The organism is Lactobacillus sp. N54.MGS-719 (assembly GCF_000980505.1).
In the GTDB taxonomy this organism is placed as follows: domain Bacteria; phylum Bacillota; class Bacilli; order Lactobacillales; family Lactobacillaceae; genus Lactobacillus; species Lactobacillus amylovorus.
The window spans coordinates 15080-34951 of record NZ_LARO01000015.1; the positions used below are offsets into that span (position 1 = coordinate 15080).

A 19872-nucleotide genomic window follows, 5' to 3' on the forward strand; every position below is an offset into this window, starting at 1 on the left:
TTGATGGATTAACGCTGTCTTTTTACTATCAATGTTTTCTATTATCTCTTATAATTATAAAACTAAAAATTTATTTGTTTAACCTATATTTGCTTTTCTTGGTATTTTCCTAAGGATGCTATCTTCACCGGAGAGTTTCGTCTGATCTAACTCAGCTGCCACTTCTTCTGCAATAGTTTTAGGCAAACAATAGAAAGCAAAGTTTTCTTTAGCTAAAACAGTTTCTGCTTTATTTTTGTTAATACAATAAACCATAATGACTTTTTCATCATATCTGACAATTGCATTAATTCCTGTTGCTATATGCAAAAAGCCAATCTTGCTTTTTACCAGCACCGGATTTTGTTTTCGCACATTAATCCATTTGCTAACTTGTGCAATTAGACTACGACTCTCGCGTCCCCATGGGAAGAAGCGTCGATTATCAGGATCTTTATCACCAATTAATCCGGCTTCATCCCCATAATAAATGCAAGGTACGCCTGGCAGCATAAACATTAAGCCAAAGGCCAATAGCACCAGCTTTTCATCATTTTGCAGTGCTGTTTTAATCCGCACAGTATCATGCGTACCAATGTTGTTCAAACAGTTTCTTAAAAAGTTAGTTGGATAGTGTTCTACTAATAAAGCCAGCTTATTCATCAACGCTATCTCGGCATCACTATTTTCACTTGTTAACAGACCAACGATAAAGTTACGTACGGGGTAATTCATAACTCCGGTTAAATTATCACCGAAAGTATACGGCCGATACTCACTATTTACGAATTTGTCTGAGGCATCTTCCCATACTTCACCAATCATCACCTGACAATTTTCCTTCATCAGACGGTTGCGAATATTGCGTAAAAAGTCCATCGGCAATTCATCGGCGACATCTAAGCGCCAACCATCTACTTGATCCTTCATCCACTTGGCTAATACGCCATGATCACCATATATAAAATCTTGGTATTCTGGATTACTCTTATTAACTTCAGGTAAAGACGATACGCCCCACCATGATTGGTATTTTTCAGGATAATTAATAAAGTTAAACCAAGAATAATAATGACTGCTCTTATCCTTAATAGCCTCTTGGAAATAAATACTCTCTTGTCCTACGTGATTAAACACGCCATCTAGTAAAAGATGCATGCCATTTTGATGCAAATCATGAATCAAACCGCGCAGATCATCTTCATCCCCGAGCATGGGGTCGATCTTCATATAATCAACCGTATCGTAGCGGTGATTGCTGGTAGCTAAGAAAATCGGGTTCAGATAGATAATATTTACGCCTAGCTTTTTTAGGTACGGCAGCTTTTTTCGAATTCCGGCCAAGTTGCCACCAAAAAAGTCCCAACGCGTAATTTCTCCTCGACTATTCTTGATGTAATATGGCGTATCTTCTTCAGTTGCATACAAGAAACTATTCTTCTTGCGTCCCGTGACTTCACCATAAGGATTACCATTAGCAAAACGATCAGGAAAAATCTGATAAACTACGCCCTGATCATACCAATCAACTTGCGGTACCTTGCGCTCATAACAAATTAATTGATATTGCTTCAAGTTGTGATCATCCTGCCTTAATCTGCCTTGGCCGAAGAGCCCTTGATCTACATAAAACATCTGATTATTCTGCTTAATGGCAAAATAATAATTATATAGACCGGAGCTGCCAACTCTTACCTGAGTCTCATACTTTTGAGTCTCATCATTGTAATTCATGGGATAGGCGACTGGATCTTCATTAAGTTTAGTTAGCCACAGATCTGCTTCTTGCACTGGCTGATCGATTGCGATTGCCCACGTTACTAAAGTATTGGCCTGAATTGCTCCAAAAGGAGTTTTATATTGTTTTTGCCAAGAATCATAAGTTACTTTCATTAGCGATCAACTTTTTCAATCTTTAGTTTCTTTAAATGCCAAATATCTTGAGCATAGCGTTCAATTGTTTTATCTGAATCAAACCGTTCTGAGTGCGCAATATTGACTAAGCTCATTTGTTGCCATATGCGTTTTTGTGCCCAAGTTTGTTCAACTTTTTCTTGTGCCTTCAAGTAAGCTTCAAAATCAGCTAATACCAAGAATTGCTCGTTATCTGACAAGAAGTTGTTTACCAAAGCTTGTCCTTCTGATGAGCAGTTAGGAACCGTACCATCAATTAACGCATCAACGGCCTTCTTCATTACAGGATCTTCCTCATACATCTTTCTAGGATGATATGATTTTTCGGCATAATACTTGTAAACTTGATCCTTGTTCAAACCAAACGTGAAGATATTTTCTTCACCAACAGCATCTTTGATTTCGATATTTGCACCATCCATTGTGGCTACAGTTAAAGCACCGTTAGCCATCAATTTCATATTGCTGGTACCACTAGCTTCTTTAGTTGTAGTAGAAATCTGTTCGCTGATATCTGCCGCAGGAATAATTTTTTCAGCTAATGAAACGTTATAGTTTTCAAGGAAAACAACTTTTAGCTTGCCGTGAATATCTGGATCATTGTTGATCATATTGGCTGTTTCATTGATTACCTTGATAATTTGCTTAGCAAATACATAACTTGGAGCAGCCTTGGCACCGAAAATTATCACTCTCTTTGGGTGATCAATTCCAGCCTTCAAATCTTGATACAGTTTCAAAATATGCAACAATTTCAAAGTTTGACGCTTATATGCGTGCATTCGTTTGACTTGAACATCAAAGATTGCAGTTGGATCAATCTCAATACCAGTTTGTTCCTTCACAAATTTAGCCAGCTTCTTCTTGTTGTCTAACTTAATTTCATGAAGTTGGTTCAAGACCTTGGTATCGTGGTAATACTTTTCAAAATTAAGCATCTTATTGCTATCGCTACGCCATTCTTTACCGATAGTTTGATCAAGTAAATCAGACAATTCAGGGTTAGCGATCTGGAGCCAGCGACGCAAGGTAATACCATTGGTCTTGTTGTTGAAGCGTTCAGGATAAAGATTGTAGAAGTCTTTCAAAACTTCAGTTTCTAGTAATTGCGTGTGAAGAGCAGCCACACCATTAACTGAATGTGAGCCAATAATAGCTAAGTGGGCCATTTGAACTTGACCATTCTTGATAATTCTAGTTCGATCAATTACTGCATCTGACACACGACCCTTTAGACCTTCACAATAACGACGGTCAATTTCAGTAATGATTTGCATGATTCTTGGTAAAAGTTCTGACATCATGTTGACGTCCCATTTTTCCATTGCTTCTGCCATAATCGTGTGGTTGGTGTAGCTCATTACCTTTTGAGTAATATTCCAAGCAGTATCCCAGTCCACGCGATGTTCATCAACCAACAAGCGCATCAATTCGGCAATTGCCATTGCTGGGTGAGTATCGTTAATATGCACTGCAACGTAGTCTGACAATTGAGCAAAGTTCTTATTACCTAATTTGGTAATGTAGTAGTCCAAAATACTTTGCAAACCAGCTGAAACAAAGAAGTATTCTTGCTTTAACCTTAATAAACGGCCTTCGTAGTTTGAGTCATCTGGATAAAGAATTGAGGTTAAATCTTCTACACGACGACGATCTGAAATAGTTGGATAGTTTAATTCTTCCTCAGGTGGAATTTCTGCATCCCATAAACGCAAGGTATTAGTCAAACCATCTTGATAGCCGACAACCGCAACATCATATGGTACGGCACGGACTACTCTTTCGCCTTCATATTGCGGAATCAGCCAACCATTGTCTTCAACCATGTTGACCTTGCCACCGAATCTTACTAAGACAGATTTACTCTCTCTTCTAACTTCCCAGTGGCCTTCTTTTTTAAGCCAATCATTAGGCAATTCACGTTGGTAACCATTAACGAACTTTTGCTTAAACAAACCATACTTGTAACGAATACCGTTACCATTTCCTGTATAGCCAGTAGAAGCTAGTGAATCCATAAAGGCGGCTGCCAAACGGCCTAAACCACCGTTACCTAAAGCCATATCTGGCTCATACTCTGCAATTTTATCTAAATCTAAACCTAAGTCGCTCAAAGCCTCTCTAACTGTCTTTAACCAGCCTAAATTAAGCAAATTGCTCTTTAATAAAGTACCTGGCAAAAATTCAATTGAGAAGTAATAAACTTGTTTTTCTTTTTGCTTAGTTTCTGCAATACGAGTACGACGCCATTGTGGTGCATAACCATCTCTAACAATTGCACTAATTGCCGCAAACAATTCACTAGTAGAAGCGGTATCGATATCCTCTTCATAGTAGTCGTTTAATTTACGCTTAAGTCTATTTTTAAATTCTTCTTTTGTTAATTGCATTTTTCTCTCGTGTTCTGCTAAATATTTAGCCAATCAATTCTCCGTACATCCACTTATATTTATCAGCGGAATTCTTCCATGAGAAGTCGGATTTCATTGCAATTTTTTGCATCTTAAGCCAATTATCTTTTTGCTCATAAACTGTCAGCATCTTCTTGATTGCTTGAACCATTTGATAGCCATTGAATTCTCTAAAGCCAAAACCGGTACCTTCGTTTTTGGTTTTATCGTAAATCCAAACAGTGTCTGCCAAACCACCAATTTGATGGACAACTGGCAAAGTACCATAACGCAAGGAAATTAATTGTGATAAACCACATGGTTCAAATGCGGAAGGCATCAAGAAACTATCGGCACCTGCATAGATTCTTTGCGCTAATTTAACATCAAAGGCTAAAATCACCTTTAACTTGTCAGGGTAACGCTTAGCAATCTCAGTCAAATTGTGTTCATAGTATGGATCACCATTACCTAAGATCACCATTTGAACATTGAATTGCATAATATTATCCAATTCTTCAAGCAAAAGCTGACATCCCTTTTGCGCAGTTAAGCGTGAAACCATCCCAATCAAAGGAACTTTTGGTTTAATTGGCAACCCAACTTCCTTTTGCAAAGCAATCTTGTTCTTTAACTTACGGTGCAAATGGTAAACACTGTAATCGGCTTTAATAATTGGATCAGTCTTTGGATCGTATTTTTCAAAATCAATCCCGTTTAAAATACCTGTCAACTTGTGTGAACACATGCGTAAAATTCCATCTAGCCCTTGACCAAATTCAGGAGTTTGAATTTCACACGCATATGATGGACTAACCGTAGTAACCCGGTCCGCATATAAAATTCCTGTCTTCATCCAGTTAACATCGTTATCCATTCTAACGATACCGCTGTCGAACCAGTCATAACCTAAACTAAAGAAGTCTGGCAAAGTCTTGGCATTATATTTTCCTTGAAATTCAAGATTGTGAATTGTCAAAACGGTTTTAATGCCCTTATACGCACCAACAAAACCCCATTTTTCACGCAATAAAAATGGAATAAAAGCAGTATGGTAGTCATTACAATGCAAGACATTTGGAATAAAGTTAAAGCGTTCCATCATCATAATTACTGCTTGTTGGAAGTATGCATATCTTTCACCATCGTCGTAGTAGCCATAGATACCTGGACGCTTGAAATAATATTCATTATCAATAAAGAAGTAAGTTACACCCTTACGCTTCAAGGTGAACACGCCACAATATTGATTACGCCAACCTACAGGGACAATAAAATTGCCTTGATATTCTAATTGCTTGCGATATTTTTCAGGCAAATCTTGATACAAAGGAAGAACAACGCCAACATCTACGCCTTCCTTAGCCAATTGATTAGGCAAGGAGCCTAAAACATCTCCTAAACCACCTGTTTTAAAAAATGGTACACATTCTGCGCCTGCAAATAAAACTCTCACGATTGTCTCCTTATTCATTAATCAAATCTTTAGTTAAAATGGTGCCTTTTTTAACTACAACAGGCTGTTGAGGCGTTCCTTTAACTGTTACATTTTTCTTGATTACTACATTTTTATCGATGACTGCATATTCAACCTGGCTTCCAGGTTCAAATTTGCAGTTTGCCATTACAATTGAGCTCTTAACCTGACTATTCTTAGCAACCTCAACTCTTCTTGAAACGACACTAGAGTCAACTGTCCCCTCTATTCTACATCCAGTTGCTAGCATTGAATTCTTCACTTGTGAACCTTTAGCAAAATATGTGCCGACTTCATTTCGAATACGAGTGATAATCTTTTGATTGCCATACAGCAATGAATCGCGCTTTTTCTTATCTAACATTTCCATATTTGCTTTGTAGTAGCTAGCCAAATCATGAATGTTGTGTAAGTAACCAGTATATTCGTAAGCATGGGTACGATATTTAGCAGCTAAGCTAGCCAATCTTTGACCAATATCTGTTGAAGCACCACTTCTTTGGGCCTTTTCTAGTTCAGTGATCAACCATTTAGTATCCGCTACATAAATACTCAAATCTAAGTTGTAGCGATCTGGGTTTTGCGTATCAAGAGCCTGTTGACAAGACATGATGGTATTTTCTTCATCCAAAATAAACAATTGATCATCTGGAGCAATATTATCTTCGCTTACGCGCTTAAATACCGCCGTGATTTTATTTCCATCTTCTTGGTGAAAATTAAGCACTGATTGTAAATCAAAATTACCAATCATCTTATTTTCAATGTAAACAGTGTATGGGGTGTTGGCAGTTCTTAAGAAGTTTAATAAATCATCAAAATAGGCATTCCCGCTGGCTTGTTTTTGCATTAGTTTTTGATAAAAATCAAGATACTCATATGAGCCAATGGTATCTAAGCCCCATTCTTTACTGCCACCTAAGTGATCTAAATAGGATCTAACTTTTTCTTGGTTAATCAAAGTGTAAACACTATTAACCCCAGCATTAACAATACTTGAAAGTGGGAAATCCATCACACGATATTTCCCTGCAAAATATAAAGTTGACAATGAACGTTCTTCTGTTAATGGGAGCAGTTCATTATATTCATGTTGATTACTAAAAATAGCAGCCATCTTATTAGTTTTCATTTGGCAATACTCCAATTCTTTCTGAATTACCGACTACTTCAATCTTATCTTCATTTCCTTCGATTACTGCTCCATCACCAATTTGAGCATTTTCACCAATAATCGCGCGCTTGATCACTACGTTTTTACCGATCTTTACACCTGGCATGATGACAGAATCGACAATTCTTGAATTTCTTTGTACGTCAACATTAGTCGAAAGAATAGAGTGCTCAATTACACCGTCAACATAACAACCATCAACGATCATTGAATTTGAAACTTGAGCATTTTCAGTAATTACTTGTGGTGGTGCAATTGGGTTCTTAGAATAGATACGCCATGAACGATCATGCAAATTCAATCCGTCGCTACCATCAAGAAATTCCATATTGGCTGCCCACAAAGAATCAATTGTTCCAACGTCTTTCCAGTAACCAGAGAATTGGTATGAAAATACACGTTCATCACTCTTTAAGTAATATGGAATGACATTTTTACCAAAGTCAATCATGTCATCATTGGTAGTAAAGGCCGTGGTTAAAACATCACGCAATCTCTTCCAGTTAAAAATATAGATTCCCATTGAAGCGTGATTGCTCTTAGGTTTTGCTGGTTTTTCCTCAAATTCGGTAATCCGGCCACTAATGTCTGAATTCATGATACCGAAACGAGACGCTTCTTCCCAAGGTACATCAATTACAGCCACAGTTAATGAAGCATTGTTTTTGATATGTTCTTCCAACATATCTTCGTAATCCATCTTATAAATGTGGTCACCTGACAAAATTAAGACATATTCAGGATCTTGGCTGTCAATATAATCAATATTTTGATAAATAGCGTGTGCCGTTCCCTTGAACCACTTGCTTCCAGCATTATCAGTATATGGCTGCAAAATAGTGGCACTAGAATCGAGACCATCTAAGCCCCAACTTGCCCCATTACCAATATGTTTATTCAGTAAAAGTGGTTGATACTGAGTAATAATGCCAATATTTTTTACACCAGAATTAGCACAATTGCTCAATGTAAAGTCAATAATTCTGTAACATCCACCAAACGGTACAGCAGGTTTTGCTTGATTATTCGTCAGCTTTCCTAATCTTGTTCCTTTTCCTCCAGCTAAAATTAAGCCCAACATTTTGGTACTCATTTCTGTTTCCTCTATTTCTTTCTTCTATTTCTTCTTTTGATGTGAGCATCGAGTGGTTTTAAAATCATTGCGCTAAAGCCAGGCAAATCTAGCTCAATCTGATAATCCAGATTCTTAAATTTCTCTTGCTTGGTCGTCATAGTCTGAACGTCTTTATCCCAGGTGCCGCCAAATTCTTTTCTAGCAGTATTAAATGCTTCTTGATACTTGCCAGAATATGGCACACCAATTGAAAAGTGTTTTCTTTCTACGGGCGTAAAGTTCAAAATAACGATGACAAAATCATGTCTAATTTTCCCTTGACGAATAAATGTTAAAACCGATTCGTCTTTATTGTCTGCATCAATAATTTGTACAGACTCATCTTTTTGCTCTAATTGCCATAATGATGGCTCATTTAAGTAAAATTCGTTCAGCTTTTGATCAAAATATTGCATTTTAGAATTAAGCTCATCATTTAATTCGGCCCAATCGAGCGCTTCGTTATAGCGCCATTCCAAATACTGACCAAATTCACTACCCATAAAGAGTAGTTTTTTACCTGGATAAGTCATTTGCAGCGTCAATAAATTTCGCAGTTGTGCAAATTGTTTATCCCTTGGCCCAAACATTTTATTCATTAAGCTACGTTTGCCGTGAACTACTTCATCATGTGATAAAGGTAAAATAAAGTTTTCGCTCATCCGATACATAAATGAAAATGTCGTCAAATTAAAGTGGTATTTTCTAAATAGTGGGTCCATTTGATAAAAGTTCAGAATATCGTTCATCCAGCCCATATTCCACTTAAAGTCAAAGCCTAAGCCACCATCTTCAATTCGACCGGTAATTTTTACTTGAGCAGAACTTTCTTCCGCAATCATCAAGCACTCAGGGTGCAATCCTTTAATGGTGCGATTAAGTCTGCGTAAAAATTCCATTCCTTCCAAGTTGCGGTTGCCACCATATTTATCCGGCTTCCATTCACCAGGTCCACGATCATAATCGCGGTAAATCATATTGGAAACGGCATCTACTCTCAAACCATCAAGGTGATAAAATTCAAGCCAAAATAGCGCACTTGAAAGTAAAAACGATTGAACTTCTGGTTTGCCCAAATCAAAATTCAATGCGCCCCAACCTTTATTTTCTGCACGCCATTTTTCACTAAATTCATAGCATGGTGTTCCATCATAATAAGCTAATGCATCATCATTGATGCAAAAATGTCCAGGTACCCAATCTGACAACACGCCAATATTTTCCTGATGGCATGCCTCCACAAAGTCTTGCAGCTCTTGTGGCGTTCCATAAGTACGCTCCAATGCATAATAGCCAATAGTCTGGTAGCCCCAAGATGCATCAAGGGGATGCGCTGTCAGCGGCAAAAATTCAATATAATTGAATCCCTGCTTTTTCACATAAGGAATTAATTCTCGCTGCAAATCTCTCAAGGTGTAAAGAGAACCATCCTCATGTCTTTTCCACGAACTAGCATGTACTTCATAGATATTGATTGGACGTGCAAAGTGGTTAGAGCGTTTATTGCGTCCCAGCCAGGCCCCATCATGCCAGCTTTTGTCAGGTAATTCAGTAACTACTGCCGCATTGCCTGGACGTGGTTCAAGTTCTACTGCCATCGGATCCATTTTCATGACTTCACGGCCATCAGCCTGTTTAACCAAAAATTTATACAGTTGCCCAGTCTGTGGCAGATCAGTTTTTATTTGCCAAACTCCATTACTCGTGAGCTGCATCGCCAGTGTCTTATTCCAATCATTGAAATCGCCTACTAGCCATACTGCTTGTGCATTAGGAGCCCAAACTCTAAAAACATAGCCGCTATCTTTACGATGGCAACCTAAAATTTCTTGCAATTTTAGCTCATGACCCGAAGCAAAATCCTCAATTCGTTGTTTAACTTTCACCATCTTTCCCATCCTACTTTCTCCAGAATCGTTAAAATAAATGTTAATTTTCAGAAAGCGCTTACTTTTCATTGTAAAAAAATAAGTTATCACTTCGACTTCTATTATAAACTAATTATCCTCCTTTTAAGCAAAAAAAATAAGAGTTTACTATATTATTAGCAAACTCTTATTTATCTTTTACTAGATTTAGTTAATCTTTTAAATCTTGGTAGTAATTGTAAGCAGCTTGGCCAGCTACAGAACCTTCACCAACAGCATTAGCGATTTGGCGTAAATCTTTATCACGAACATCACCCAAAGCAAAAATACCAGGAACTTTGGTTTCCATATGCTCGTTAGTAGGAATCCAACCTTGTTCATTCAAAATACCCAAGTTTTCGAATGGTTTAGTTTGTGGCAAAACACCAACATAGATAAATACACCAGCAGCTTTAATTTCTTTTTCTACGCCAGTTTCTTTATCACGACACTTAATGCCAGTTACACGAGTTCCATCACCAAGAATTTCTTCTGTTTGAGCATTCCAAACAAATTTCATCTTCTTGTTAGCAAAAGCACGCTTCTGCAAAGTTGGTTGTGCACGTAACTTGTCACGACGGTGAACTACAGTAACGCTCTTAGCTAATTGTGAAAGGTAGATTCCTTCTTCAATAGCTGAGTCACCACCACCGATCACAACTACATCTTCATCTTTAAAGAATGCAGCATCGCAGACAGCACAGTATGAAACGCCTCGGCCTGAATATTCTTCTTCGCCTGGGACATTCAAATGACGATGATCTGAACCAGTGGCAATGATCAAAATAGGTGCACGGTATTCCTTGTCATCATCAGTTTTGACAACTTTTTCATCCCCATCCAATTCAACGGATTGGACATTGCCGTACTTATAATCTGGCTCAAACTTCATCAAAGTATCATACATTTTTTGACTAAGTTCTGGTCCCTTAATTTCTGTGAAACCAGGATAGTTGTCAATTGCATCAGTATTGTTCATTTGGCCGCCGTATGGACCACGGTCAAGTACTAATACGTTTAAGTTGGCACGCGTAGCATATAAGGCAGATGTCATACCACCAGGGCCCGCACCAATAACAATTGCATCATATTTATCAGCCATAATTTTCTCCTTTACTTATTTTTTATAAGTAAATCATACTATAGATTTAAATTTTTGCAATTGTTTTGCTTACAAATTATAAACTAATTTCTGGCTTTGGTGCTCTACCCATCATTTTCTTGATTTCAGTAGCTACATCTGCATTTTCGTAAAGAACGCGGTAAATAGCTTCACTGATTGGCATATCGATGTGCTTTTCTTCGCTAAGTTCATGGACAGCCTTAACTGTAGTAGCACCTTCAACAACTTGACCCATGTTCTTAAGTACGTAGTCAAGAGTCTTACCTTCACCAATTTGCTTACCAGCACGCCAGTTACGTGAGTTAACTGAGGTACAAGTTACGATCAAGTCACCAATACCTGACAAACCACTGAAAGTCATTGGCTTAGCGTTAAAGTAGTTAACACCTAAACGAGTAATTTCTGCTAAACCTCTAGTCATAAGGGCAGCCTTAGCATCATCGCCATAGCCTTGGCCTACTAAAATACCAGCAGCGATAGCAATAACGTTCTTAACGGCACCACCAACTTCAACACCAATTAAATCGTCGTTAGTGTAGAAACGAACGTAATCATTTGAAAAGATCTTTTGAACCTTCTTAGCATTTTCTTCATCAGTTGAAGCACATGCAATAGCGGTTAAGTCCTTTTGAGCTACGTTTTCTGCGTGACTTGGACCAGAGATAGCTACGATCTTGTCTTGGTCATTAGGATAAATTTCTTCAGTTAAAATTTCTGAAATAAGCTTCTTAGTACCTGGTTCAATACCCTTGGTAGCAGTTACTAAAAGTGGCTTGTTGCCAGTCTTGTCTAAAACTTTACGTACTTGCTTAGCAACAATTCTAACAGCCTTGGTTGGCAAAACAAATAATACCAATTCTGCACCGTCAAGTGCTTCTTCCAAGTTGCCAGTTGCCTTAGTAGTTTCGTTTAACTTCCAGTCCTTCATGTAGTGACTGTTAGTGTGCTTAGCATTAATTTCTTCATTAACGCTTTCAATATTACCGTAAAAAGTTACGTCATTGCCATTGTCGGCCAACATTGAGCCTAATACTGAACCCCATGAACCGTTACCTAAAACTGCAATCTTTGTCATTTTTTATCTCTCTATCCTTCTAAACTAGTACCTTTAATAATCTAACTAATCTCTTGTATACGGATATTTTAACCCGCTACCCTCTAAATACCATTTAGGTTTAACAACTTTGCGTCGATAAATCCATAAAATAATTGTAGCAATAAAGAGGACTAAACTTAATGCCTGTGATACACGTATTATACCAAAAATGTATAGGCTATCCGTTCTCATCCCCTCAACAAAGAATCTAACTACACTATACCAAAGAAGATACGTCATGAAAACTTCACCTTGTTTAAAAACGTGTTTTTTATGACGCAAGGATAAAATTAAAATCAGACCAATCAAATTGAAAAATGATTCATATAAGAATGTCGGTTGATAATAGGTTCCACCAATCTTCATTTGCTGAATAATAAATTCTGGCAAGTGCAAACTTTGTAAAAAGTGCAAGGTTGTAGGACCACCGTGAGCTTCCTGGTTAACGAAGTTGCCCCAGCGTCCTAAAATCTGGGCGGCCATCACTCCTGGCGTGATAATATCGAGCATCAAAAATGGTGGCAATTCTCTTTTATAACAAAAGACCAGCAGCACTATCAAACCCGCGATCAAACCACCATAAATGGCAATTCCGCCATTCCAAATAGCGATTATTTGATCAGGATGCTGCGAATAATAGCCCCATTCAAAGATGACATAGTAAATTCGTGCACCAACATAGCCTAACGGCACGGCCCATAAAAGCAGATCTACAAAGTCATCAGGGATAATGTGTCTTTTTTTACCTTCATTAATCGCCATAAAAGCGGCTAAAATAATGGCTACTGCCATAATGATGCCGTACCATTTGACACTTAAATTTCCTAATTGAAATGCCACCGAGTTAATCACTAGTTTAGTCATCGTGATGCACCTTATTTGTATCTTCTTTAGAGTGCTTTGAGATTAAGCTAGTCAAATTATTATCAAAGGTTTTAGTTGCATCGTAACCCATCTTCTTAGCTCTGAAGTTCATAACTGCTACTTCGATGATAATTTCGATGTTGCGTCCTACCTTAACTGGAATATTAACTTGTGGAATAGCTACGTTGCAGATTTCACGCGTATTTTCTTGGAAGCCCAAACGGTCGTAGTTAGCCTTAGGATCCCAGTTAACCAAATTAATGACTAGTTGAATTTCGGTTCTATTCTTAACAGCACCAGCACCAAACAAGTTCATAACATCGATAATACCGATTCCTCTGATTTCCATTAGGTGCTTTAGGATCTTTGGTGCTTCACCAACAACTGTGTTGTGATCCTTTTGGAAGGCATCTACACGGTCATCCGCAATTAATCTGTGGCCTCTTTGAACCAAACCTAAGGCGGTTTCAGATTTACCAACACCAGAAGCACCTGTTAAAAGGACACCCATACCCTTAATTTCGACCAATACACCGTGGATACTAGTTCTTTTTGCAAGACGGGCACGCAAGTATTCGGTCATGACACTAGAAATATAGGTCGTTGATTCACTAGTTTGCAAAATTGGAATGTGTGCTTTTTCTGCTGCATCCGATAATTCTTCTGGAACTGGAAGTGAACGTGAAATCAAAAAACAAGGAGTGGCTTTAGTAGCCATCTTAGTAAATACATGTTTTCTAATATCATGATCAAGTCGAGCCGCATAAGAAATTTCAGTCCGTCCGAGAAGTTGAATACGTTGTGCAGGATAAAAATCAAAATAGCCGGTTAATTCTAGACCTGGACGATAAATATCTGAAACCAAAACATCTTTATCCTTGATGTATTCTTCGCCTTGATAAATCTCAAGAATGCTTCTGTTATCTTGAACTAATTTGCTTAACTTAACTTCACTGGCCATGATAATGCCTCCTAACTATTTATCATCATCAATATCTTTGATAGTCACATTACGAGCCCGTTTTCTAGTATTTTTTGGTTCAGGCTCACTAGCTTTAAACCAATCAAAGTAAGTTCCACTAGCTGGTACTCTATTTTTATTTCTCTTACCTGAAATCCAAAGAACCAACCATATAACTCCAATGGCAATTAAAGCTACCGGCAAAAGCAAAATAAATGCTTTAAAAAATACAAACAACAAACTCAAAATAATTAATGCTACTAAAACAAGTGTTACAATTCCTAAAAAACTCATTTTTTCACCTATTCCGGATTTTCTTGACTAAGCAGCCATTGTAAATATGAATAAATAAATGGTTGTAGCTTCCCATCCATTACACCATTAGCATCGGCAGTTTCATAGCCCGTACGCAAATCTTTTACCAAATTATAAGGATGGAAAACATATGACCGAATTTGCGAACCCCAGCCGATTTCCTTTTGATCGCCTTTCAAAGCTTGTTTTTGCTTACGCTTTTTCTCTTCTTCCAAATGGAAAAGCTTGGCTCTCAATTCATTCATGGCAGTTTCGCGGTTTTGAAGCTGTGAACGCTGAGCCTGTGAGGTTGTCACAATTCCAGTTGGCAAGTGCGTAATTCTAACGGCACTAGAAGTCTTGTTAATGTGCTGACCACCGGCACCACTTGAACGATAAACATCGATTCGCAGATCTTTAGGATCAATATCAATTTTAATACTGTCATCGATTTCTGGAATCACTTCAACGGAAGCAAAAGAAGTGTGCCGTCTCTTAGCTGCATCAAACGGCGAAATTCTGACTAACCGATGGACACCATTTTCAGATTTAAGCATCCCGTAAGCATTTTTGCCGACAATTCTGGCACTTACACTCTTTAGTCCTGCCTCTTCACCAGGTTCATAGTCATTGATCTCAAATTTAAAACCTGCACTATCGCAATAACGTTGGTACATCCGCAAAAGCATCTGACCCCAGTCCATCGCTTCTGTACCACCTGCACCTGGGTGAATTTCCATCAGCGCATTATGACTATCGTATTTGCCTGATAGCAACAAATCTAGCTCATAATTGTGGAATTCATCTTGCAGAGTGGCCAAGTCTTCTTCTGTTTCTTTTTGCAAATCTGGGTCAGGCTCTTCACGCAATAACTCAACTGCGGTGCTTTCATCCTCATAGCCTTTTTGCAGTTTCAAAAAAGAGTCACGTTTTTCTTTTAAAACGTTGTTTTCACTGATCAGCTTTTGCGCTTTTTCCTGATCATTCCAAAAATCAGGCTGGGCCATTTTAGCTTCGTTTATTTCAATGCTTTCATCAATCGCATCAAGGTCAAAGAGACCCCCTAAAGTGATTTAGACGCTTTTTCAACTCGTCTAACGCACTTTGAATTTCACTAATTTCCATAGTTTTTCCTTTTTCTATTACAAAAAAGGGAAGCTGTTAACTCCCCTTTTTCTTTATTAACGACTAAGATTTTGTCTAATTTCAGCCTTCATGAACAAACGAGTTACATCGAATTCAATATTTGAAATCATTTCTTCAAACATTCTGTAACCAGAATCTTGATATTCAACAAGTGGGTTAAGTTGTCCATAACCACGTAAACCAATTGATTGACGCAATTGGTCCATTGCATCGATATGATCAGTCCAGCGATCATCTACAACACGCAAGATAACTACCTTTTCGAATTCAAGCATTTGACTTGGATCACCCAAAGCCTTTTCCTTGTCTTCAAAGTTCTTTTCAACGATGTCGTATAACTTCTTCTTCAAATCTTCAACACTAATAGTCTTGAATTCAATTGAATCAGTTACCTTTTCAGAAGTTAAACTTGATGAAATAAAGTCACGCAATGAATCCAAACGCCATTGACTTCTATCACCTTGCGTAAACATGTCAACTTGACTGTTAATTGTACGGTGAATCATTGGAATCAAAACATTCTTCAATGACTTGTCGGCTTCAATAACTTGCATTCTTTCGCCGTAGATGATTTCACGTTGAATACGCATAACATCATCGTATTGCAAAGTTTGCTTACGAGTATCGTAGTTGTTACCTTCAACACGCTTTTGAGCAGATTCAACTTGACGAGTAATCAAACGACTTTCAATGACCTTGTCTTCATCATTGCCTGACAAACGGTCCAAGAAGTCCTTAACACGGTCTCCACCGAAACGCTTCATCAAGTCATCTTCAAGTGATAAGTAGAATCTAGTGTAACCTGGGTCACCCTGACGACCAGAACGACCACGAAGCTGGTTATCAATACGACGTGATTCGTGACGTTCAGTACCAATAACTGCTAAACCACCGAGTTCCTTAACACCAGGCCCAAGCTTAATGTCAGTACCACGACCGGCCATGTTAGTAGCAATAGTTACAGCACCACGTTGACCAGCGTTCATGATGATTTGAGCTTCCTTAGCGTGGTTCTTAGCGTTCAAAACTGCGTGAGGAATGCCTGCTTCATCAAGCATCTTACTCAAACGTTCTGAACTTTCAATAGCAACAGTACCAACCAAAACAGGTTGTCCCTTAGCGTGACGCTTCTTGATTTCTTCAACTACAGCATGGAATTTAGAATCCAAAGTTGGATACAAGATGTCTGGCATGTCTTTTCTGGCAATTGGACGGTTGGTTGGAATTGTGATTACCTGCATGTTGTAGATTTCACGGAATTCTTCTTCTTCAGTCTTGGCAGTACCAGTCATACCTGACAACTTCTTGTACATTCTGAAGAAGTTCTGGTAAGTAATAGTAGCTTGCGTTCTTGATTCTTCTTGAATCTTTACGCCTTCCTTAGCTTCAATAGCTTGGTGCAAACCATCTGAGTAACGACGGCCTTCCATTACACGACCAGTGAATGAGTCAACGATTAAAACTTCGCCATCTTGGACAACGTAGTCGATATCCTTAAGCATGATGTAGTTAGCACGAAGAGCTTGATCGATGTGGTGGACTAACTTTTGATTTTCAACATCGTACAAGTTCTTTAAGCCAAAGTGTTGACAAGCCTTTTCAATACCAGTTCTAGTAAGAGAAATGGTCTTAGTTGGCCAGTCAATCTTGTAATCGCCGTGATCTTCATCATCGTCGGCGTCATCATCGCTCTTATCTTCAGTCAAAGTTTTTACAAAACGGTCAGCACGGATGTAGTCGCTGTTTGCTTGTTCAGCTTCACCAGAAATGATCAATGGAGTTCTAGCTTCATCAATTAAGATGGAGTCAACTTCGTCGATGATTGCATAGTTCAATGGACGTTGAACCATTTGTTCCTTATAAACAACCATGTTGTCACGCAAATAGTCAAAGCCAAGTTCTGAGTTAGTTGAGTAAGTAACATCACAGTTGTAAGCTGCACGCTTTTCATCTGGTGACATTGAGTTCAAGTTCAAGCCAACAGTTAAACCAAGCCACTTGTAAAGTTGACCCATTTCCTCTTCGTCACGACTTGAAAGGTATTCGTTAACAGTAACAACGTGTACACCCTTGCCTTCAAGCGCATTTAAGTATACAGGCATGGTTGCTGTCAAAGTCTTACCTTCACCAGTCATCATTTCGGCAATGTTACCATAGTGAAGTGCAATACCACCCAAGATTTGTACGTGGAATGGGTAAAGGCCTAAGACACGCTTAGCACCTTCACGAGCAACTGCGAATGCTTCTGGCAAAAGATCGTCCAAGCTTTCGCCCTTCTTAATCCGGTCACGAAATTCTGGTGTCTTTGCTTGCAATTGTTCATCAGATAGCTTGCTCATTTCATCTGCATGAGATTCTACCTTAGCTGCGATTTTTTCAAATTTCTTAAGTTCTCTTTTATCGTCGTTATATAGTTTCTTTAAAATGTTTACCATTAAATCGGTCCTTATATGTCGTAAAGTCTAAAAATACAGAATAATTTTAACATGTTTATCTACAAAATAAAAATATTCTAAATAAAAAACCCCACGCTCAAACAAACGCGAGGTTTTTTATGTAACGAGTATTTCAACTCAATTATTCGTTAGTTTCAATCAAGCCGTAACGACCATCGTTTCTACGGTAAACAACGCTAGTGCCGTTGGTTTCAGCATCTTCAAATACGAAGAAGTCGTGTTCCAACATATCCATTTGCAAAATTGCTTCTTCTGGATCCATTGGTTTCAAACTTACGCGCTTGTTACGAACGATATCGAATTCACTAGGCTTCTTTTCTTCTTGAGGTTCTTCCACGAAGAAATCTTGTAAACCTTTTTCACGACTCTTTCTGTTAACACGAGTCTTGTACTTTCTGATTTGACGTTCAAGTTTCTCTGAAACGAAGTCAATGCTACGATACATATCATCCGTGGTTTCTTCAGCTCTCAAAACCAAGTATGGTAAAGGAATAGTGACTTCGACCTTGGCAGAGTGATCACGGTAAACTCTTAAGTTTACGTGTGCGAGCACGTCTTGATTCAATTCAAAGTATTTTTCCAATTTGTTTAAACGTTTTTCAACATAGCTTCTTAAAGCGTCAGTTACTTCAATATTTTCTCCACGAACATTGTACTTTAACATATAAGATTCTCCTTTCACCGTTATACGGTTTTTCTTTACTCTTTCATTATACCAAAAAATGAAAGCGTTTCATAACAAATCTATCGACAAATTGAAAAGCTTTCAATTTGCATCCCTGGAAAAGCCTCTTTTAAGCAGTCCCGTGCGTGATAAAGCGTTCGTCCTGTAGTGTAAATATCATCCAAAATTAATACTTTCCCTGTCTGTATATTTTCTCCTATATTAATATTTTTATCAATTAAAAACCCTTGCGGCGTTTTTAGCCTTTCTTCTTTGTTTTTCTCCCCCTGGGCATGACTGCCTTCCTTCTTAATTAAAACCGGCGTAAGCGGCAAAATATCACCATAAATGGCAGAAATTGTATCAAATTGCCGTCTCATTTGATGCTCAGGCGATGTAGGTACTGGAACATAATAATCGTATTTATTTTTGTTCAAATATTCATAGCATAATTCCTGCAAAATCTCGCGCATCGCATAATCGCCGCGCCGCTTATAAGAAACCATCAGATCATGAAAAGTTGCATCATAGCGATACAGCGCATGATTACGTAAAACATCTCCTTGATAGATCTTTTTCCATCTCACGCAGTCAGTGCAGATAATTCCTTTGTCCAGCATTTTGGAACAAATGGCACACTTTTTATCTGTCAAACGTCGAAATTGTTTTAGACAGTGCAGGCAGATTTTTCTTTCTCGATACTTTTTTAGCGAAAAAATCTCGGCAAAGAAAATATCAGGCGTAAAAACCTGTTCACAAAGCAGGCACTTTCTCATTTATTCATCTCCTTAATTTGCTTAATGCTGCTGCGGATATTCTTGGTATAGCGATGGTAACAATACAGCACTAGTCCACTAGGATCGTCTTTAGCTCTACCTACTCGTCCTGCAATCTGCACCAAACTTGCGGCCGTATAAATCGAATCATCTGCCGCAATAATAATTACCCAAACGTGTTTAAAAGTTACGCCTCGCTCCAAAATAGTCGTCGTTAAAAGCAAATCAACTTTTTTCTCGCGAAATGCCTGTACTTTTTCTAGTCGCTGAGGATCTTGAGCGTGCACACCAGCAATTTTGATTTGTTTATCCTTTAAACTTTTTTGTAAAATTTGTAAATAAACAGAGATCTCTTCAATTCTCGGGACAAAGACCAATAATGGGTGTCCACTTTTAATCACCTTTTTTATTTCCAGCAGCAATTTTGGATGAATCTGCTTTTTCTACTCTAAGTCAAGTGTTATCAACGATTTTAAGCAATTTTATTTTGAAATACAGGCCTAATCGGGAAATGGCTCCCGGAGAATCGAGTTAAAT

15 protein-coding genes and 1 pseudogene are annotated in these 19872 nt (G+C 38.2%); all 16 read right to left on the reverse strand.

Annotation, left to right across the window (positions count from 1 at the left end; translation table 11 throughout):
- Positions 1 to 78: 78 nt before the first annotated feature.
- A complete protein-coding gene (locus WS44_RS04225; protein WP_046433297.1) occupies positions 79 to 1872 on the reverse strand; it encodes a glycoside hydrolase family 13 protein in 1794 nt (597 codons plus the stop codon).
- Positions 1872 to 4283 (reverse strand): glycogen/starch/alpha-glucan phosphorylase, encoded by a 2412-nt coding sequence (locus WS44_RS04230; RefSeq protein ID WP_041810457.1) that lies wholly within the window; start codon positions 4281 to 4283, stop codon positions 1872 to 1874. Before WS44_RS04230 ends, WS44_RS04225 begins: the two co-directional genes overlap by 1 nt.
- Positions 4284 to 4308: 25 nt before the next feature.
- Positions 4309 to 5739: a glycogen synthase GlgA gene (gene glgA / locus WS44_RS04235; protein WP_022087384.1), complete on the reverse strand. Its 1431-nt coding sequence runs from the start codon at positions 5737 to 5739 to the stop codon at positions 4309 to 4311.
- A gap of 10 nt (positions 5740 to 5749) precedes the next feature.
- Entirely contained in the window at positions 5750 to 6892 is a 1143-nt protein-coding gene (glgD, locus tag WS44_RS04240; RefSeq protein ID WP_013641662.1) for a glucose-1-phosphate adenylyltransferase subunit GlgD, read from the reverse strand.
- Entirely contained in the window at positions 6882 to 8027 is a 1146-nt protein-coding gene (locus tag WS44_RS04245; protein ID WP_013437485.1) for a glucose-1-phosphate adenylyltransferase, read from the reverse strand. The genes glgD and WS44_RS04245 overlap by 11 nt, the downstream gene beginning before the upstream one ends.
- Before the next feature lie 11 nt (positions 8028 to 8038).
- The gene (gene glgB, locus WS44_RS04250; RefSeq protein ID WP_041808275.1) at positions 8039 to 9937 is read right to left on the reverse strand and encodes a 1,4-alpha-glucan branching protein GlgB; all 1899 of its coding nucleotides are present in this window, start codon (positions 9935 to 9937) and stop codon (positions 8039 to 8041) included.
- 190 nt (positions 9938 to 10127) lie between these two features.
- Positions 10128 to 11057, reverse strand: a complete 930-nt coding sequence (gene trxB, locus WS44_RS04255; RefSeq protein ID WP_013437483.1) for a thioredoxin-disulfide reductase — start codon at positions 11055 to 11057, stop codon at positions 10128 to 10130.
- Positions 11058 to 11133: 76 nt separating this feature from the next.
- Positions 11134 to 12153, reverse strand: coding sequence for an NAD(P)H-dependent glycerol-3-phosphate dehydrogenase (locus tag WS44_RS04260; protein WP_013641660.1), 1020 nt, complete (start codon positions 12151 to 12153; stop codon positions 11134 to 11136).
- 45 nt (positions 12154 to 12198) lie between these two features.
- On the reverse strand, positions 12199 to 13038 hold the full coding sequence (lgt, locus tag WS44_RS04265) for a prolipoprotein diacylglyceryl transferase (protein WP_046433299.1): 840 nt from the start codon (positions 13036 to 13038) through the stop codon (positions 12199 to 12201).
- Positions 13031 to 13999 carry an HPr(Ser) kinase/phosphatase gene (gene hprK, locus WS44_RS04270; protein WP_013437480.1) on the reverse strand — a complete coding sequence of 323 codons (969 nt, stop codon included), beginning with the start codon at positions 13997 to 13999 and terminating at the stop codon, positions 13031 to 13033. Before hprK ends, lgt begins: the two co-directional genes overlap by 8 nt.
- Before the next feature lie 15 nt (positions 14000 to 14014).
- Positions 14015 to 14293, reverse strand: a complete 279-nt coding sequence (locus tag WS44_RS04275; protein ID WP_046433303.1) for a hypothetical protein — start codon at positions 14291 to 14293, stop codon at positions 14015 to 14017.
- 8 nt (positions 14294 to 14301) lie between these two features.
- Positions 14302 to 15418, reverse strand: a protein-coding gene (gene prfB / locus WS44_RS04280) for a peptide chain release factor 2 (protein ID WP_165443882.1) whose coding sequence is annotated in 2 segments (ribosomal slippage) — positions 14302 to 15345 and positions 15347 to 15418 — 1116 coding nt in all. Because the reading frame shifts where the segments join, the coding sequence is not laid out codon by codon here.
- A gap of 56 nt (positions 15419 to 15474) precedes the next feature.
- On the reverse strand, positions 15475 to 17874 hold the full coding sequence (secA, locus tag WS44_RS04285) for a preprotein translocase subunit SecA (protein WP_046433309.1): 2400 nt from the start codon (positions 17872 to 17874) through the stop codon (positions 15475 to 15477).
- A gap of 142 nt (positions 17875 to 18016) precedes the next feature.
- Positions 18017 to 18559, reverse strand: coding sequence for a ribosome-associated translation inhibitor RaiA (raiA, locus tag WS44_RS04290; protein WP_013437476.1), 543 nt, complete (start codon positions 18557 to 18559; stop codon positions 18017 to 18019).
- Between the two features lie 80 nt (positions 18560 to 18639).
- Positions 18640 to 19335 carry a ComF family protein gene (locus WS44_RS04295; protein WP_014565677.1) on the reverse strand — a complete coding sequence of 232 codons (696 nt, stop codon included), beginning with the start codon at positions 19333 to 19335 and terminating at the stop codon, positions 18640 to 18642.
- Positions 19332 to 19778: pseudogene (locus tag WS44_RS04300) on the reverse strand (helicase-related protein); the annotation flags it as partial. The pseudogene WS44_RS04300 and the gene WS44_RS04295, both read right to left, overlap by 4 nt.
- Positions 19779 to 19872 lie beyond the last annotated feature (94 nt).

Coding starts and splice junctions, on each gene's coding strand:
- lgt (WP_046433299.1), bottom strand. CDS start 13,038: ATGACTAAACTAGTGATTAACTCGGTGGCATTTCAATTAGGAAATTTA.
- WS44_RS04260 (WP_013641660.1), bottom strand. CDS start 12,153: ATGACAAAGATTGCAGTTTTAGGTAACGGTTCATGGGGTTCAGTATTA.
- WS44_RS04295 (WP_014565677.1), bottom strand. CDS start 19,335: ATGAGAAAGTGCCTGCTTTGTGAACAGGTTTTTACGCCTGATATTTTC.
- WS44_RS04230 (WP_041810457.1), bottom strand. CDS start 4,283: ATGCAATTAACAAAAGAAGAATTTAAAAATAGACTTAAGCGTAAATTA.
- WS44_RS04275 (WP_046433303.1), bottom strand. CDS start 14,293: ATGAGTTTTTTAGGAATTGTAACACTTGTTTTAGTAGCATTAATTATT.
- secA (WP_046433309.1), bottom strand. CDS start 17,874: ATGGTAAACATTTTAAAGAAACTATATAACGACGATAAAAGAGAACTT.
- WS44_RS04225 (WP_046433297.1), bottom strand. CDS start 1,872: ATGAAAGTAACTTATGATTCTTGGCAAAAACAATATAAAACTCCTTTT.
- glgD (WP_013641662.1), bottom strand. CDS start 6,892: ATGAAAACTAATAAGATGGCTGCTATTTTTAGTAATCAACATGAATAT.
- raiA (WP_013437476.1), bottom strand. CDS start 18,559: ATGTTAAAGTACAATGTTCGTGGAGAAAATATTGAAGTAACTGACGCT.
- glgB (WP_041808275.1), bottom strand. CDS start 9,937: ATGGTGAAAGTTAAACAACGAATTGAGGATTTTGCTTCGGGTCATGAG.
- WS44_RS04245 (WP_013437485.1), bottom strand. CDS start 8,027: ATGAGTACCAAAATGTTGGGCTTAATTTTAGCTGGAGGAAAAGGAACA.
- hprK (WP_013437480.1), bottom strand. CDS start 13,999: ATGGCCAGTGAAGTTAAGTTAAGCAAATTAGTTCAAGATAACAGAAGC.
- trxB (WP_013437483.1), bottom strand. CDS start 11,057: ATGGCTGATAAATATGATGCAATTGTTATTGGTGCGGGCCCTGGTGGT.